The sequence below is a fragment of the Macrococcoides goetzii genome, from assembly GCF_002742385.2.
GTDB classification, from domain to species: domain Bacteria; phylum Bacillota; class Bacilli; order Staphylococcales; family Staphylococcaceae; genus Macrococcoides; species Macrococcoides goetzii.
Genome location: NZ_MJBI02000002.1, coordinates 49,592 through 66,356, shown reverse-complemented (window position 1 = coordinate 66,356; position 16,765 = coordinate 49,592). Strand labels below are relative to the sequence as shown.

Genomic DNA, 16,765 nt, shown 5'->3' with positions numbered 1-16,765 from the left:
AGGAGACTTCAAATGAATGCATTTGCTAAATTGAGCTTGGCTGGTTTAATCGTCGCTACAACATTCCCATTACATGAGACACATGCCGCTAACAATAAAAGTTGTACTATTCATGTCAGTAATAAGACAATATCTAAAATCAATGGTATACCTATAGCGAATAAACAATACTATATGTCACGAAAATATAATCCAGGTGCCAATAAAACGATGATTAAGTGGTACAACAAGATGAAAGCAGATGCTAGAAAACAAGGTATCAATCTTGAAATCGTCGGTCAAACCGGAGCATATGGCTATAGATCGTATGCAACACAGCAATATCTTTACAATAGTTATGTTGCATCTTACGGACAAACGTATGCAAACCGTATTTCAGCAAGACCTGGTACGAGTGAACATCAATTAGGACTTGCCATGGATATTAAAGATGGCACAAATTATGCGACGCTAACAACTACGTTTGAATATACTGCTGCCTCAAAATATCTTCAGAAAAATGCTCATAAATACGGATTTATTATCCGATATCTAAAAGGTAAAGAACAAATCACAGGATTTATGTATGAACCTTGGCATATTAGATATGTAGGACGTACACATGCAGCGCGTATCAAGTATAATAACGTAACAATAGAAGAGTATTTCGGTATTCAGGGAAAGAAACGTCTATCTTCTGGTAAACACACAGTACGTGGTGTGATTTGTAAGTATTAATGTTTTTCACTTACTTAATTTTATGACTATTTATTCTCTCATTTAAAAGAAGCGAAATACGATTATATATCGTATTTCGCTTCTTTCAATAAATAACACATTCAAATTCAAATCATCTGTTTCTTAATCCAGCTTATCCAAAGGTATAACATTATCATAATCAATACCTTCTGCAATTCTTCTCTGATGTGAAATTGTATACATTTCTGATCTTAATTGAATAATCTCATCATCAGCTAACGGAGTTAAATTTGAACCTGTTTGATATAAATCAAACACTTCTATATTTTCTTTAGTGGCTTCTTTAAGTTGAATCGTTCCTATATCAATCAATTGATAATCGTTCGGTAATTCAGAGATAGGATGGGGTTGTTGATGAATCTCTGCTTGTAAAATAATCGTTTCATCTTTTAACGTTGTTCTAAATCTAATAAACTGATTATCAATAGTTTTAAAGTAATGTAGATTGTAATACGCCTTCTGTTTAAATGTTGGTAGGATAGGTTGGTTGAAAATAAATTTCTTCAAATCTTTATGAAATCCTTCAATCTTCATTAAATATCTGAATAAATTAAGCTTAACACCTACGTTATCTGCATCATGAATTGCATTGCTATACTGTGCAAGTTTATATATTGAGTCGGCCTTAGTCCACGGAAAATAAGGAAATGTCACTAATACTAAATCGATAGGATTAGACCCTTCGAAACGAATCGCCATACCTTTTAACGGTACTAACTTTGTTATATGATTTTTATTTGTTAAAGCATCCGATAATCTAACATGCGCTTTGTGATACTGACCAAAAAGCTTTAGTCCTTCAACATTCAGTTTAACTTCTCCAGAATAATTGAACCCTTTCGTATGCGCACGCTTACCACCTTTTGAAGTTTTTGCTAATCTTTCGATGGTCTGGATGATATAAAGTGCTTTATCTTTCATAAAATCCTCTCCTTTAGTTATTAATTACCCTAAATTTAGGCACTTTTGTATTAATTATCGAATAATATCCAAACAAATAATACATACATTATGGCTTGTATTTCTTCTATTTGGACACAGAAAAGATATTTATAAAGAAATCGAACTATTCGGTTTTTCCGGATAGTTCGATTTATTATTTATTCATCGCTATATATCTCTTTAAATGCTTACCTGTTAATGATTTTTCTTCATAGATAATTTCTTTAGGTATCCCACTATAAAGTATTTTACCTCCATCTAGTCCTGCACGAGGTCCAATGTCAATCATCCAATCTGCATAAGTCATCATTGTTAAATTATGTTCTATTACAATCACCGTATTATTTTCATCAATTAAATAATCAAAGATACTTTTTAAGTTATCAATATCCGCTTCATGTAAACCTGTTGTAGGTTCATCAAAAATAAATATCTTATCTTTTACACCCTCATTAATATATCGACTAAGTTTCACACGTTGACTTTCCCCACCTGACAGGGTATCTAATGACTGTCCTAAAGTCATATAGTCAAGTCCTGTACGCTTAACACTTTTCAACACTTGATTAACGCTTTCTATTGGAAAGAAATCGATTGCCTCTTCTACAGAAAGCTCCAACATGTCTGCGATAGAATATCCTTTAACTTTTGCCTCAAGTACTTCTGGACGATAGCGTTTACCATGGCATACTTCGCATTGTTGAACAAAGTCTGACATGAATGCAAGCTCTGTCTTTATAACACCTTTACCATTACAGTTTGGACATGCTCCTTCAGAGTTATAACTGAACATCCCTTTTTTGAGTCCTGTCTCTTTGCTATAGTATGCTCTAATATCATCAAAGACATTGAGGTAGGTAAGTAAATTGGAACGATTTGTCGCATGTACTGGTTTCTGATCGATATAAATGACATCTTCTCTTGCGCGAAGTCCTGTTTGTATTAACGTACTTTTACCTGAACCTGCAACACCTGTGACTGCAGTTAACACATGCTTAGGAATATTGACTGATACATCTTTCAAGTTGTTCTTCGTAATATGTTTTAATTCTAAGATTTCGTTTGATACCCTTACCTTCTCTTTAAAGGTATGTGGTTGGGATAGCGCCTTACCTGTTGCACTATTAACTTTAAGCAATTCATTATATTTCCCGGTAAATATAATCTCTCCTCCATGCTTGCCGCTTCCTGGTCCGATATCAACGCAATAATCTGCAATCTTAATGACATCAGGATCATGCTCAACAACAAGTATCGTATTACCTTTATCACGAATGGAAAGCATAATTTGATTAATATTTTCAATATCTTCAGGATGTAGGCCAACACTCGGTTCATCAATAATATAAACTAAATCTGTAAGTGGACTATTTAAATGACGAATTAACTTAATTCTTTGAGACTCTCCCCCTGATAAAGTAGTCGTTTCCCGACTTAATGTTAAATAGCCTAAACCAATACGCTTTAAAGCTTCTAATTGTTTAACTAAAGGTTCAATAATATACTGTGCTTTATCATCATCAATGTTATTCAAAAACTTAATCTCATCATCTACCGTTAGTTCGCAAAACTCAGCAATATTTAAGCCCTCTATTTTACAACTTAATATCTTGTCATTCAGACGCTTACCGTGGCAAACCGGACATTTTTGTTCCGTCACAATACGATTCACATCTTTAATAAATTTCTTCTTTTCATATGTATCGTTGATTAGAAATGATCTTCTGAATCGATAAATTAAACCTTCAAATTTAGCAGTCTTCGGCCAGTTTGATGGCGGGTTTTTTATTTTAATCGGCTCCTGGTAAAGAAATGTGTTCATTTCTTCTTTAGAATAATCTTTCAGTTTCTTATCATTATCGAATAAACCAGAGTATAAATATCTTTTACCTCGCCACGAATCAGGAGAAAATGAAGGAAAGTTGATTGCATCCTCATTTAATGAACGATCGAAATGTAATAACTCATTTAAATCAATATCCTCTACATAACCTAGGCCATCACACGTTTTGCACATACCATTCGTATTATTAAAAGAAAAGTCCATAGAATATCCTACAAATGGTTTACCAATGCGCGACCATAATAATCTTACCCCAGAATAAATATCTGAAATTGTTCCTACAGTTGACCTTGAATTCCCACCAATTCTATCCTGCCCTATTACCATAGAGACCGGTAGATTTTCAATGCGATCCACATGTGGTTTATCATAATGACTGAGTTGATTCTGTATATAAGTACTATATGTTTCATTCAATAGACGTTCGCTCTCAGCAGCAATCGTGTTGAATACTAAAGACGACTTACCAGAACCCGAACGACCAGTGAATACCGTCAGTTGATGTTTTGGAATCTCGAGCGATATATCTTTTAAATTATTCTGCTTCGCTCCAATAATCTTTATCGGTTTCATCGAATCACTCCAATTTAATCTTTGCACTATTATACCATAAATAGAACGTACGTTCCGTGCGGTATGCTTCAGTGTATCGGTAGAGAGTGCGGTTAATTCATAATAAACAAAAAGACATGCCGAAATGACATGTCTTTCGCCTCTATTCTCAAATATTTATTTTATACTGTGAGTAAAAATAATTAGATACAAATTTATTGAGTCTATATTTAATACATGATAAATTGTAGTTAATTATCACTACAAGGAGGCGTAAGAAATGTCAGCACCCCTTTCATTTAGATTAGATGATCAGATTAACGAAGCGCTGGAAGCATATGTCACAAAAAAAGGTATTTCTAAAGCGGAATTTATTCGCTCAGCAATTATGGAGAAACTTGAAGATGACTATGATATTATGATGGCTGATCGTAACTTTGAGTTATGGGAACAAGATGCAAAGAAAGTGAAAACTTTAGAAGAAATGTTGAAATTATATGGCTAAATATAAAGTTGTATTTGCTTCATCATTTGAAAAAGATTTTAAAAAATTAGATAAAGCCGTTCAAAAACAAATATTAAATTGGATACAAAAGCATTTAATGGATGTAGACTTTCCAACCTCACCTGGAAAATCTTTAAAAGGGGAACTAAGAAACTATGTCCGCTTTAGAGTTGGAGATTATCGCATTATTTCATATGTGGATAATGATGTCTTTGTTATCACTAATCTACATGTTGGGCATAGGAAAGATGTTTATAAATAAAATCGAACTATCCGTTTTTTTCGAATAGTTCAATTTATTTATCTATTCATCACTATATATTTTCTTTAATTCAACCTCTATCTGTTTTCTAATTTCATCATGTTTATCAGGATCGTAAGCCGTTTCATCATTCGACCAATTAGATGCATCATACGCCCACACTGGCATATACCTAACAGATTCATCTTCCCATTCATATCTCGGAAACAAATGTGCATGAAGAAAATGATCTTTGTTACCTAATATTTCATAATTAACTCTTGTCGGGTTAAGTGCTTTTATCATAGCATCACCAACTAAGCTCATGTCTAATAAGTAATCTTGTCGTTCATCTAAAGTAAGATCATTTAATAATCTTACCTCTCTTTTAGGAAGTAATACACAATATCCTGGAAGAAACTGAACATCTCCAAAAACTACGTAACTACCTTTTAATTCTTTTATTACCATCGGATTCGTACCATTCTTCGCTGATAGAATTCTATTTTCTTTCCAGTGCATAACATATCTCCTCTACTGTTTTATAAAATTTCAACTGATAATTTCAATAATCTTATCATCTTCAATAATTATACCTGATAACTTATTTCCTAAGCCCATTCTTGTATCAATGTTACAAGAATTACTTTGTTGATTGACTTTATCGCCGGCAAAACTGTATATTCTGCCAAACAACTTTTTATGAAGTAATTTTATTGATTTTATAGTTAAAGGAAATAAAAACTCAAATCCTTCTTCTTCTAGTAAGCCTTCTGCAATATAAAAAGCAACTTTCTCAAGTTGCTCTAATTCCTCTATTGTTTCTGCTCCCAGTAAGTTAGAAGTAAAGGTAACAAAAAGGCGTATTCCCAAATGAGAATGCGCTCTTAAAACTTCGATTCATAAGAACAAAAGAACTTGAAAAATTGATTAACTGGTTTCATTCCAAACTGGTCTATGGTCTTGCATCAGCTTTCTTTACATAATCAAATTAAGGATAGCGTTATAAAATATCTTGAATAACTTACACACTTAATTTGAAAAAACCTTCTAAATAATTATTCCGGCTTAAATACAACCTTAATATTATTATCACGCTTTTTATCAAAAACTTTATAAGCTTCATTCGCTTTTTCTAGCGGGAAAGTATGCGTGATGATTTCAGTCGGATCAAATACTTCATCTTTAATCATTTCATATAATTTAGGCATTAAATGAATGACTGGTGCTTGACCGGTAGTTACACGAACATTGCGATTAAATATTAAGTCAATCGGGAAATTATCAGCCGGGGTACCATAAATTCCTGTAAGTTGAATCGTACCAAATTTACGAACTGATTCAGCAGCAGTAATAATTGGACTAATTGTTCCTCTCTGTTGAGATTTTTTTGAAAGTTTTGGTTCTGGGCTTGATTGCGATCCATCAAATCCAACACAATCGATAACCACATCGGCACCGCCACTTGTTTGTTCTTTTAATAGTTTACCTATTTCTTTTTCTTTATCGAAATTATAAACTTCCGCACCATTATATTTTTTGGCATGCTCTAGTCGATGTTCGACATTATCTATTGCTATAACACGAGCGGCACCTTTTAACTTTGCAAATTTTTGTGCCATTAATCCAATAGGACCGCATCCTAAAACGATAACAGTATCCCCTGCTTTTACACCTGCATGTTCGACACTCCAGTAAGCAGTAGGCACTACATCAGATAAAAATAATACTTGTTCATCTTTTAAATCACTATCGGGCACAACAAATGAAGAAAAATCAGCATGAGGAACTCTTAAATATTCAGCTTGTCCACCCCAGAAATTTCCGTGCATCTTCCCAAAACCAAATAATGCACCGTTATCCATCTTCCAGTTGGCAGGTTCTTCATTAGAATGATCACATTGCGATTCCATTTGATTATTACAGTAGAAACAGTCACCACAACCTATATTAAACGGAATTACTACACGATCACCTTTTTTTAGTTTTTTAACGTCTTTACCGACTTCTTCAACAATTCCCATCGGTTCATGCCCAATAACAAAATCTTTATCCATAAACATATCGCCTTGATGATATAAATGTAAATCCGATCCACATATACCTGAAGCGGTAATCTTAATAATTGCATCAGTTGGCTCAATTATCTTTGGATCTGGAACTTTTTTCATTTTCATTTTCTTCTTGCCTTGAAATGTCACTGCCTTCATATACAATACTCCCCTTTATATGATACTTGTATGATACTTGCATGTAATTTATACCCTTACTTAGCGTTATAAAAACCTCTTAACCTTGAAGTCCCTTTAAAATAAATATCCATATAGCGGTTGAGTAATTTGTAATTCTTATTGATTTAACCTTTCTTATTTTTCATTTGAATTATCGCCATTATCACTATTAATTATTTCTAAAAACTCATCACCCCAATTGCAAATTGAAGAAACAACATTATCAAGTTTTAATCCTATTTCTGTCAATTTGTAATCTACCTTAGGTGGCACTACTGGGTACACTGTTCTTTCAATGATTTTGTCTTGTTCCAGCTCGCGAAGTTGTCTGATTAACATACGTTGATTGATGTCCGGCAATTTGTTTTGTAATTCACTTAATCTTAATCTATCATCATGTAAAAGATGATAGATGATTGCGATTTTCCACCTACCACCAATTACAGATAGCGCCAAATCTTTCGATGTATAAAATTCTTTATTATTATATTCAATTAACAATTTAAACCCTCCACTTATTTATAGTGACTAAAATGTCAGTATTGTTTTTTTGTTTAAATAATACCATAATGGGAACATAAAAGATAGATAGGAGAAATTATTATGAAATTACAATTAGCAATCGATTTATTAGATCAAGTAGAGGCAGCAAAGTTAGCTCAAGAAGTAGAAGAATATATTGATATCGTAGAAATTGGAACACCTATCGTTATAAACGAAGGGCTGTCTGCCGTTGAACATATGAGTAAATCAGTTAATAACACACAAGTATTAGCAGACTTAAAAATTATGGATGCTGCTGGATATGAAGTCAGCCAAGCTATAAAGTTTGGTGCTGATATCGTAACAATCTTAGGAGTGGCTGAAGATGCTTCAATTAAAAGCGCTATTGAAGAAGCACACAAACACGGTAAAGAACTATTAGTTGATATGATCGCAGTTCAAAATTTAGAACAGCGTGCAGCTGAATTAGACAAAATGGGTGCTGATTATATCGCAGTTCACACTGGCTATGATTTACAAGCTGAAGGAGTATCACCTTTAGAAAGTTTACGTACTGTGAAATCAGTGATTTCAAATTCTAAAGTAGCTGTAGCTGGAGGTATTAAACCTGATACAATCGAAACAGTAGCAGCCGAAAAACCTGACCTAATCATCGTAGGTGGCGGTATCGCAAATGCTGATGATCCAAAAGCTGCTGCTAAAAAATGTCGTGAAATCGTTGATGCACATGCTTAATCATTTTGAATTAATTTTAAATGAAATAAAGCAGACATTATCACATGTTGATGAAACAAATTCAGAAAAATTTTCAAAAAAGCTTATGAATGCATCATCAATATTTGTAGCTGGTAAAGGCCGTTCAGGTCTCGTCATTAAGAGCTTTGCCATGAGACTAAACCAATTAGGCAAAAAGGCATATGTCGTAGGTGAAACAACTACACCATCAATCCAGAAAAATGATGTCTTTGTTATAGCATCAGGTTCAGGATCTACAGCTCATTTAAAATTGCTCGCACAAACAGCGAAAGATAATGAAGCATATGTATTATTATTATCAACAAAAAATGAATCACCCATTGCTGATATTGCAGACTTAACCATCGTATTACCTGCTGGTACAAAATACGATGCAGAAGGTTCAAAACAACCTTTAGGCAGTCTCTTTGAGCAGAGCAGTCAAATCTATTTAGACAGTGTCGTGTTAACGATTCAAGAAGCACTAAATGTTGACGAAGAAACTATGCAGAATAATCATGCGAATTTAGAATAATAAGATTCAGAAAATAGACAAAGAGACCTCCCTATAATTATAGAGAGGTCTCTTATCATGTGTATGTAATAATAAAAAAACGCATCACTTGTGGTACGCTTCAGCGTATCGGTTAAGAGTGCGGTTAATAATAAATAAAGTCGATATCAAAATGATGATACCGACTTTGCTTTTAAATATTATACAACTGCTCAAGTTCATTGCTACTTATCTTACAAATCCACCCTCACTATTTATAATTTGGCCGGTTATCCATGAACCTTTATCAGATAATAAGAACGTAATCAAATTAGCTGTATCTTGAGGGTCACTTAATCTTCCAAATGGAAAATTATTCTCAACCCATTCGCTTAAGTCATATTCATCTAAATATCCGGTATTAGTTACACCTGGATTAATCGCATTCACAGTAATATTTTTATTCGCTAAATCATGTGCTAAAGATTTAACTATTTCTTTTAAAGCTCCTTTGGATAATGCATAGCTTATTTCATTAGGCATAGGACCTAGGGCTTGACCAGAAGTCATGAAAATAATTTTACCTCTATTTTTTTGATCATGCTGTTCAACAAATAACTTGGACAGTAAGATACTAGATTTCGTATTAATTTGCCAATGCTTATCTAAATTCTCAGATGTAGTTTCTAGTAAATAACCGTCATAACCTGAAAGCGCATGATTACAAATAATATAATCCATTGTCCCATTTTGTCGCATAAATAATTCAATTTCATCCACGAACGAATCATTTTCAAAATTGACATGAATATAATTGAACTTTGCTCCTTCAATAATGTTTTGCTTAATCCCAGTACAAACTTTCTGAAAATCCTCTGGTGCTTCACTACTCTTAAAATATTGGATAAAAATTGATGCTCCTTGTTTAGCACATTCTAAAGCAACAACATATCCAATACCACGTGTTGTACTCACACCCGTTATAAATATATTTTTATTCTTCAACGGTAACTGATTCAAGTTCATAGTGTTTTCTCCTTATCGCCATAATGATTTTTAGCTATAACTCCATAAGTCCCTTCCTTAAAGCAGTAATCGATTCAGCCACTGTCCTTTTGCTTATTTTCAACATTAATGGCAATATTAGACTACAATCAATAGCATCAAATCAAAGATTAATTATTTATGGTACGACTCAGCGTATCGGTTAAGATTGAGGTTATTTTTAAAAATTAAATTATGCCAATTCTCAGATGATGAGAATTGGCATTTTGTATTTTATTCTATATCTTTCATTTTATCATAATCAATCTGAACTCCTCGAAGTTCTAGAGCTTCTTCTGCTACATAAAGTAATTCCTCAAAATCATGATTATCATCACTTAAATCTAGAATTCCTGATTCTAGAACCTTTTTATAATATAATTCTCCTCTTGAGACAACATAACACTTAGTATATAAAATTGCATCTTCAGATAAGTAATCATCATTTTCTACTACGGGATCATACACTTTTAAAACAGATAGATTTTCAATCATGTTAGCAAGAGTATTATGAAATTCAATAATCTCTGTTTTACTTAATTTACTCAATTTTGATACTAACATCTGGTAAGACTCTTTATCAACCAAATTTGTTTCAATTAAACTCCAAAATAGATGTTCACTCATATATTTATATTCATAGTTTTTAAAAGTCAACAATTCAAATTTATTTCTTTCCAATATTGTATGATATTCTTTAGGTGATTCTTTAGACAACCAGTTATAATATACGGGTAAAGTGCTTATTTCACCAAAGGGATAATTAGTTCTATCAGGTATATTATTCAAATTTCGTATATTACCGATTAATTTATATTTCTCAAGTTTTTGACTAAATTTATCTCCTTTTTTTATATAAGGTAAGTCACATGTCCCTGAACTATCTATTGCGGGGGTTATAATTCTTTTATCACTTAAATCCGGAATTTCTTCATCTATAAACTCAGATATCAATACTTTATAGATACCATCATTATAGTCTAAAATAACCATACAACCATATTTGTTTCTTGGTAATTCTTCAACCAATACATCACCAATGCTAAATTTTTTTTTCATATTTACCTCCTTTTATATCCACGTGGTTTAGGTATTTTATGTACACCGGCTTTCATCTCTAATTTCCCCTTTCGAAAATAATGGTTTACAGCGGCTCTTTCCCATATTTTTGCTCTAAGTCTACCATTAATATTTTTTCTCATTATATAAATTTAATTATTTCACCTAATGTTCTTCCATCAGATGTTCTCCAACTAATATTTCCATTGACACTATTACCACTAACAAATTTAGCCGCACCCGATGGACTCTTAAACAAGATATCATTTATCACATAGTTATTCATATCTATATCATCAGTATATTTTTCTCGTTGTATCCTGACTTTATCACCACCAACCTCACTAATACTAGGTGATAGTCGGCTTCCTTTTAACAATACAAAACCTTCTGAAGTACGACGCCCCATAGCTCTCACACCTTTTACTTCATATACAAAACTAGGCTCTAAAACATCTCGTTCTTCATCATTCATAATTTTCTCAAACACTTTATATCCTAATGCGCCCATAACAATTTTTGCATTATCCAAAAAATCTTCGAGTTCAGATTGCTTTTCCTCCGTAACATTACCTATGTTAGGCATATTACCGTTCTTAACTTCATATCTGTTACTCTCTTTTGCTATATTAACCATTCTGTGTTCTAAATAGCTTATTTCTGTAGGTCCAAATGAATTATTAGACGTTGTTACTGCTACAGCCTCAGTCCAGTAATCTTTTGTCGTATCGTTTTTATGTTCATTGATTCGATATAAAAGTCCTTCACCATTCGATCTAATGCTTGCTTGTCCAATATATACACTGTCTTTTTCATTATCATCCCTTGATCCAAAAAGAAAATATATGCCTGATTGCTTTAGCTCTTCCCGATTAGAAATACGTTCAACTTTTGTTTGTGGAATCTTATATATTACTCCAGTCCAATTAGCAAGTGTACATTTGATACGTCCATTAACATCCCCATCTATTAAATACAGATTGATATTCTTTCCTCGTTTGACCATAATTATTTGCTCCTTAAAGTAAATGTAATTTTTCAATAATATTATCTCATATGCATAGTCATTTGATATGATAAAAATATTAAATTATGCAAGGAGCAGTGATTATGTCACATATAAAACTCAATGATTTACTTGGCTTTACAGAAGAAGAAATAAATCATGTGAAAATCAAATTCAACCAATCAAATGGTTTTGTTGATCCTATGGAAGTATTTAAGCAAAATCCAGAAGAAGTGAATACACAATGGCTATTTTGGAGAAACAAATCGAGGTATTTTAATGTAGGTCAAACAGCCGTATGTTTACTCAAACTTTCATACGATACGTGGTTACTTACGACGATTAAGAAAGTGACTAAAGAGCTAGATGTTTTAGAAGGTATCAATTATGAAGGTGTTGAACTCCCACAATACGAACAATATTATGGACGAGTTATCATCAAATTTAAGAAATCTTTCATGGCTCAAGGGCGCTTTTACAAAGACTTACACCAAGAATTAGTTGTTCAACAGATATTACCCACTATATATGACGGTGATGATTTCCCGGGTTATGACAAGGTTAAGTTATCCTATCAACAACTCGCTACAATTATTCATCGTGGTAAACGTGACTGGATTGCTGCCCTTGAAAATCAAAATGCAGTTTATCTCATTACAGATAAAAGTAATGGCAAGTTGTACGTTGGATCAGCAACGAGTATGAGTAAGATGTTGCTTACCAGATGGTCTAACTATGTAGCTAATGGTCATGGTGGTAATAAAGAGTTGGTAGCATTGGTAGAAGAAAAAGGCTTTGACTACGTTAAGGAAAATTTTCAGTATACGATACTTGAGAACTACAATGGTAAGGTTGATGATAAGTTGGTTCTACAGAGAGAGTCTTACTGGAAGGAAGCATTGCAAAGTCGACAGTTCGGTTATAACTCTAATTAAAATTTCTCTATAAAATTAAAAAAGACATGTCAAAAAATGACATGTCTTTCGATTAATCATTATAATCAGACAGAACAAGGTAGGTATACCTTTATTTCATGTCGCGTTTTTAAAACCGCATCACTTATGATACGACTCAGCGTATCTCTTAAGAGTGCGGTTTATTATAATTAAAGTCGATATCAAATGATGATATCGACTATGGTTTTATATTTTATACAACTGTTCAAGTTCGGTCTTTATCTTATTTCTAATTTCATCATGTTTATCAGGATCGTAAGCCGTTTCTTCACTCGACCAATTGGAAGCATCATACGCCCACACTGGCATATATTTCACCGACTCATCTTCCCATTCATATCTAGGAAATAAATGTACATGCAAGAAGTGATCTTTATTGCCTAATATCTCATAATTTACTCTTGTAGGATTCAATGCTTTCATCATGGCATCACCTACTAAGCTCATATCCAATAAATAATCTTGTCGTTCTTCTATTGTAAGATCAGTTAATAACCTTACTTCTCTTTTAGGAAGCAATACACAATAACCTTCCAGAAATTGTACATCACCAAACACAACATAGCTTCCTTTTAATTCTTTTATTACCATTGGATTTTTTCCATTTTTAGCGGCTAAAATACGATTCTCTTTTCAATCCATAAATGTTACCCCTTTGATTTTAAACTGTTTCTTATAAATTGAATATTCATTTAATTATATCACGTCATTCTTCTTAATATTTAATTTTTTTATACTTTTCATATATTTTCGATTGATTGAGATTTTTTATTTTCAAGCAAAAGAATCGCATCTTTGTCATAACTTTCAGTATATCAGTTAATAAATTCAGTTTTAGTTCTATATTATTCAATTATATTATTAGTTATCTATAATAAAAGTATATTCTTTAATCTTCATATTTTCTGGATTTAATTGGTCGGAGTATATTAACTTATAGTCATTAATATCATCATCTATTTTGAATTTTAAAGTTATATGTTTGTATTCTTGATTATTCACATCAATTGCTTTTAAATCGTCTGTATTATTATACTTTCTATCAAAATCATCTATTAGTACAAAGAACTCTCTATGAAATTCTCTGTTGATAAATTTTGTTTCATCATCATTAACTTTGACGTCTAGTTTAACTTCTAAATTATCATTGTCTATTTTTGCATCTCTAAAATAGATAAAATGATCTTTTGTTACGACGGTATCAGAAATATAAACATTTTCTTCTAGACCTTTAATCTCATCAATTTTATTTTTTAAGTCTATTCGATAGTCCGTAGAAGGGGTTAATCCTTTCATCAATTTTGCTTTAGGTATTCCTTGATTATAATTATGCAAATTTATACTTTCATTAAAAATTTGTATAGTATTTTCAATTTGTTTTATCTCTTTTAAAGTTTCAAAGTACGTCTTTGAATATTCTTTTATTTCTAGGCTCTTTATGTCTCTTATTGTTTTAAGTATTTCGTTATGTTGATTATTTAATTTATTTAAATCGTAATAACCATTTATATCTTTTATTTCGGTCAGAGTATTAACTTGTTCAGATAATCTATCAATTTCATTACTTAATTTTAAATTTATAATCTTAATATTATTAGACTTTTCCTCTCTTTCATTATCCAATGTATGTTCGAACTCTCTCTTTGTTTGTTCGTTGCTTTCCTTTGTTTCTTTATATGAAATTTGAGTAAAGTATATTGTGAATAAAAAAGATATAAAAGCAAATATAATACTTAAAATTTCTAAGTTCTTTTTAAAATTATCTAAGTCACCTTTACTTTTCCACCAAAACCCAAAAACCATTACACCAAAAACTATACAGACTAACAACAATGTAATACCAAAATGATTATTTATAAAATCCATCATAGTCTCCTTTTATAAGTTTTGTCGCTATATAGCTTATAATCAAGAAATTCTCCTTTGCTTCACTGTCACTTAAAAGTATTATATTGTTTTCTTACTATTCAATATTTTAAGTTCAAACAACAACCTCTACAGTGTACCTTGCATATTTTGATAAAAATTGAATAAATCTTTTTAATTCATCATTATCAAAATCACTCTTTAAAATGTAACATGCTTGACCACTTACCTTTTGAAATTCTTCTATTTCATCATACTGTTTCACCAATGATTCTATTTGAGAGTAAAAACTACCATTTAAAAAAACTCTAATATATTGTGTGTCCCTATAACTCTACATAATTGTAAATTTAGAAATTTCACCTCGTTCGATCAATTGATTAATTCTATTACCTACAGCTTGACTGATCATATGAATTTTTTCTCCAATTTCTTTATTAGTTAATCTACTATTTTCTCTTAATATCTTCAAAATTTTTAAATCAGTATAATCCATTAGCAAAATCCTTTCAGTATGAAAAGAATCTTATAGAAGTTCTTTCACAGAGTTATGTCTACATATAATTAATTTAATTATAATATGTTTATCAAATAAAAGGGAGTGAGTACAATGAACAAAGCATTACTTATCATCGATGTACAAAATGACTATTTTAAAGACGGGAAATTACCTTTAAACAATGCAGATGAAGCGCTCAATAATATAGTTAAGCTCGAAAATCATTTCTTATCAAATAACCAAGAAGTTATTTATATTAAACATATTAAACATCAAAAGAATGCTGATTTCTTTGAAGTAAATACATATGGTGCTGAGATACATCCACATTTATCTGTACCTAAAAATAGTACTACAATCGAAAAACAATTTCCTAACAGTTTCTATGAAACTAATTTACAGGATATACTTACTAAAAAAAAATTAATCAATTAGTGATTTGTGGAATGATGACACACATGTGTGTTGATTCGACAACTAGAGCAGCAAAAGAACTTGGCTTTGATCCAGTATTAATACATGATGCAACTGCAACTAAAAATCTTGCCTATGACAATAAACAAGTTTCAGCAGATGCTGTTCAAAATTCATTTATTGCTGCATTAGCCAATTTCTCCGATATATTATCTACAGAAGATTTTATTGATAAATATTAAAAAATGTATAATAGAAAAGCCACCATATTGAACTTATTTTCAATAAGGAAAATTGTAAAGATTCATCCGATTAATATACAAAAATAATTGGATGAATCTTTATTCCACTAATCTATCTTTACATGATTAGTTAAATGTTCAGGAAAATCGTTCCAAAAATTAATAATAGCATTAGAATATTTATCAAATTTAACTTCATTTAAATCAAATATTACTTCATTATTAGTAGTATAAACACCTTCTAACTTATTAGTATTAATTAATTTTGGATTCAGTTTAATTAATTTATCAAATGAATTTCCTTGACCATGCTTAAATGCATTGTTTAATTTATTCAACTCATTAATATCATTCCAATAAGGACTATCTTTCAGATCATAATCCAGTAATTTAAAAATTTCTTGAATCTCTCCCATATTAGTACCAAATTTATTTAACTTATATTTTGTTTTGACCACGCTGTGTGTGTGATTTAACTCTTGATACAGTAGACTCCTAAGCTGCTGCTCAAACACTTGGAATAACGTACTAATTAAAGATAGTATTAAATTATGTTCCATTAAAACTTCCATTTCATAATATTCAAATGTTTCGTCCATCATTTGCTCATAAACGTCACCTGGATCCACATCTTCGTAATTATATTTACTACCATATATTCCCTCTAATTTAGAAAAATAAGCTTTGGATTTTTCCTCAAGATTAAAAAAAATCTTTTCATTCAATTCATTATGTTTTTCAGCCAATGCTTTGATTACATTTGTATATTTATTTCTTCGATATTTATCTAGATATATTTTTAGAAAAACTTCTTTACTCATTATTTCACCTTATTCTTATTTTTTAAATCCCCTTTTTTAAATTTTCAATCACTTTTATATGTTTTCATTAATAT

Annotated in this window: 20 protein-coding genes and 2 pseudogenes; 8 read left to right on the top strand and 14 right to left on the bottom strand. The window is 31.3% G+C overall.

From position 1 onward, the window contains the following. Positions 1 to 12: 12 nt before the first annotated feature. Positions 13 to 717, top strand: a complete 705-nt coding sequence (locus BFS35_RS05785) for a M15 family metallopeptidase (protein WP_099579450.1) — start codon at positions 13 to 15, stop codon at positions 715 to 717. A gap of 123 nt (positions 718 to 840) precedes the next feature. Here the strand turns inward: BFS35_RS05785 and BFS35_RS05780 are convergent, their stop codons facing one another. Together BFS35_RS05780 and BFS35_RS05775 are read right to left on the bottom strand one after the other, a co-directional pair. Beyond that, positions 841 to 1,659 carry a catalase family protein gene (locus BFS35_RS05780; protein WP_099579452.1) on the bottom strand — a complete coding sequence of 273 codons (819 nt, stop codon included), beginning with the start codon at positions 1,657 to 1,659 and terminating at the stop codon, positions 841 to 843. A gap of 175 nt (positions 1,660 to 1,834) precedes the next feature. Further along, positions 1,835 to 4,096 carry an ATP-binding cassette domain-containing protein gene (locus BFS35_RS05775; RefSeq protein ID WP_099579454.1) on the bottom strand — a complete coding sequence of 754 codons (2,262 nt, stop codon included), beginning with the start codon at positions 4,094 to 4,096 and terminating at the stop codon, positions 1,835 to 1,837. Positions 4,097 to 4,355: 259 nt separating this feature from the next. On the opposite strand from BFS35_RS05775, the gene relB reads away from it, so the two are divergent. After that, positions 4,356 to 4,580 (top strand): type II toxin-antitoxin system RelB family antitoxin, encoded by a 225-nt coding sequence (gene relB / locus BFS35_RS05770; protein ID WP_099579456.1) that lies wholly within the window; start codon positions 4,356 to 4,358, stop codon positions 4,578 to 4,580. Beyond that, a complete protein-coding gene (locus BFS35_RS05765) occupies positions 4,573 to 4,842 on the top strand; it encodes a type II toxin-antitoxin system RelE family toxin (protein ID WP_099579458.1) in 270 nt (89 codons plus the stop codon). Before relB ends, BFS35_RS05765 begins: the two co-directional genes overlap by 8 nt. 42 nt (positions 4,843 to 4,884) lie before the next feature. Here BFS35_RS05765 and BFS35_RS05760 read toward each other — a convergent pair whose 3' ends face one another. After that, positions 4,885 to 5,343, bottom strand: coding sequence for an HIT family protein (locus tag BFS35_RS05760; RefSeq protein WP_099579461.1), 459 nt, complete (start codon positions 5,341 to 5,343; stop codon positions 4,885 to 4,887). Positions 5,344 to 5,373: 30 nt separating this feature from the next. Beyond that, entirely contained in the window at positions 5,374 to 5,694 is a 321-nt protein-coding gene (locus BFS35_RS05755) for a hypothetical protein (protein WP_099579463.1), read from the bottom strand. Between BFS35_RS05755 and BFS35_RS14300 the strand changes: the two are divergent. Beyond that, positions 5,676 to 5,844, top strand: a pseudogene (locus BFS35_RS14300) (IS256 family transposase); the annotation flags it as partial. The gene BFS35_RS05755 and the pseudogene BFS35_RS14300 sit on opposite strands and share 19 nt — an antisense overlap. Positions 5,845 to 5,879: 35 nt before the next feature. On the opposite strand, the gene BFS35_RS05750 reads toward BFS35_RS14300, so the two are convergent. Together BFS35_RS05750 and BFS35_RS05745 are read right to left on the bottom strand one after the other, a co-directional pair. Then, complete coding sequence (locus tag BFS35_RS05750; protein WP_099579465.1) at positions 5,880 to 7,031, bottom strand: alcohol dehydrogenase catalytic domain-containing protein; 1,152 nt, start codon at positions 7,029 to 7,031, stop codon at positions 5,880 to 5,882. 156 nt (positions 7,032 to 7,187) lie between these two features. Next, positions 7,188 to 7,553 (bottom strand): winged helix-turn-helix transcriptional regulator, encoded by a 366-nt coding sequence (locus tag BFS35_RS05745; RefSeq protein WP_099579467.1) that lies wholly within the window; start codon positions 7,551 to 7,553, stop codon positions 7,188 to 7,190. Between the two features lie 102 nt (positions 7,554 to 7,655). Between BFS35_RS05745 and hxlA the strand changes: the two genes are divergently transcribed. Next, entirely contained in the window at positions 7,656 to 8,291 is a 636-nt protein-coding gene (gene hxlA / locus BFS35_RS05740) for a 3-hexulose-6-phosphate synthase (RefSeq protein WP_099482777.1), read from the top strand. Continuing rightward, positions 8,278 to 8,826, top strand: coding sequence for a 6-phospho-3-hexuloisomerase (hxlB, locus tag BFS35_RS05735; protein ID WP_099579469.1), 549 nt, complete (start codon positions 8,278 to 8,280; stop codon positions 8,824 to 8,826). Before hxlA ends, hxlB begins: the two co-directional genes overlap by 14 nt. Positions 8,827 to 9,033: 207 nt before the next feature. Here hxlB and BFS35_RS05730 read toward each other — a convergent pair whose 3' ends face one another. The 3 genes from BFS35_RS05730 to BFS35_RS05720 all read right to left on the bottom strand — a co-directional run bounded on the left by BFS35_RS05730 (position 9,034) and on the right by BFS35_RS05720 (position 11,893). Beyond that, the gene (locus tag BFS35_RS05730; protein WP_099579471.1) at positions 9,034 to 9,810 is read right to left on the bottom strand and encodes an SDR family oxidoreductase; all 777 of its coding nucleotides are present in this window, start codon (positions 9,808 to 9,810) and stop codon (positions 9,034 to 9,036) included. A 252-nt stretch (positions 9,811 to 10,062) separates the two neighbouring features. Further along, positions 10,063 to 10,887 carry a DUF4240 domain-containing protein gene (locus BFS35_RS05725; RefSeq protein ID WP_099579473.1) on the bottom strand — a complete coding sequence of 275 codons (825 nt, stop codon included), beginning with the start codon at positions 10,885 to 10,887 and terminating at the stop codon, positions 10,063 to 10,065. A gap of 142 nt (positions 10,888 to 11,029) precedes the next feature. Continuing rightward, positions 11,030 to 11,893 (bottom strand): GIY-YIG nuclease family protein, encoded by an 864-nt coding sequence (locus BFS35_RS05720; RefSeq protein ID WP_099579475.1) that lies wholly within the window; start codon positions 11,891 to 11,893, stop codon positions 11,030 to 11,032. 104 nt (positions 11,894 to 11,997) lie between these two features. On the opposite strand from BFS35_RS05720, the gene BFS35_RS05715 reads away from it, so the two are divergent. After that, the gene (locus tag BFS35_RS05715; protein WP_205757150.1) at positions 11,998 to 12,828 is read left to right on the top strand and encodes a GIY-YIG nuclease family protein; all 831 of its coding nucleotides are present in this window, start codon (positions 11,998 to 12,000) and stop codon (positions 12,826 to 12,828) included. A gap of 207 nt (positions 12,829 to 13,035) precedes the next feature. On the opposite strand, the gene BFS35_RS05710 is transcribed toward BFS35_RS05715, so the two are convergent. The 4 genes from BFS35_RS05710 to BFS35_RS13950 all read right to left on the bottom strand — a co-directional run bounded on the left by BFS35_RS05710 (position 13,036) and on the right by BFS35_RS13950 (position 15,211). Beyond that, entirely contained in the window at positions 13,036 to 13,440 is a 405-nt protein-coding gene (locus tag BFS35_RS05710; protein WP_099579478.1) for an HIT family protein, read from the bottom strand. A 270-nt stretch (positions 13,441 to 13,710) separates the two neighbouring features. Continuing rightward, positions 13,711 to 14,715, bottom strand: coding sequence for a Got1/Sft2-like family vesicle transport protein (locus BFS35_RS05705; protein WP_099579480.1), 1,005 nt, complete (start codon positions 14,713 to 14,715; stop codon positions 13,711 to 13,713). Between the two features lie 115 nt (positions 14,716 to 14,830). Next, on the bottom strand, positions 14,831 to 15,028 hold the full coding sequence (locus BFS35_RS14215; protein ID WP_331466722.1) for an Lrp/AsnC ligand binding domain-containing protein: 198 nt from the start codon (positions 15,026 to 15,028) through the stop codon (positions 14,831 to 14,833). Positions 15,029 to 15,049: 21 nt separating this feature from the next. Beyond that, positions 15,050 to 15,211: a winged helix-turn-helix transcriptional regulator gene (locus tag BFS35_RS13950; RefSeq protein WP_205757149.1), complete on the bottom strand. Its 162-nt coding sequence runs from the start codon at positions 15,209 to 15,211 to the stop codon at positions 15,050 to 15,052. A 114-nt stretch (positions 15,212 to 15,325) separates the two neighbouring features. Here BFS35_RS13950 and BFS35_RS14275 point away from each other — a divergent pair. Further along, positions 15,326 to 15,870 (top strand): annotated as a pseudogene (locus tag BFS35_RS14275) (cysteine hydrolase family protein). Positions 15,871 to 15,977: 107 nt separating this feature from the next. Here BFS35_RS14275 and BFS35_RS05690 read toward each other — a convergent pair. Further along, positions 15,978 to 16,691: a hypothetical protein gene (locus tag BFS35_RS05690; protein ID WP_099579482.1), complete on the bottom strand. Its 714-nt coding sequence runs from the start codon at positions 16,689 to 16,691 to the stop codon at positions 15,978 to 15,980. Positions 16,692 to 16,765 lie beyond the last annotated feature (74 nt).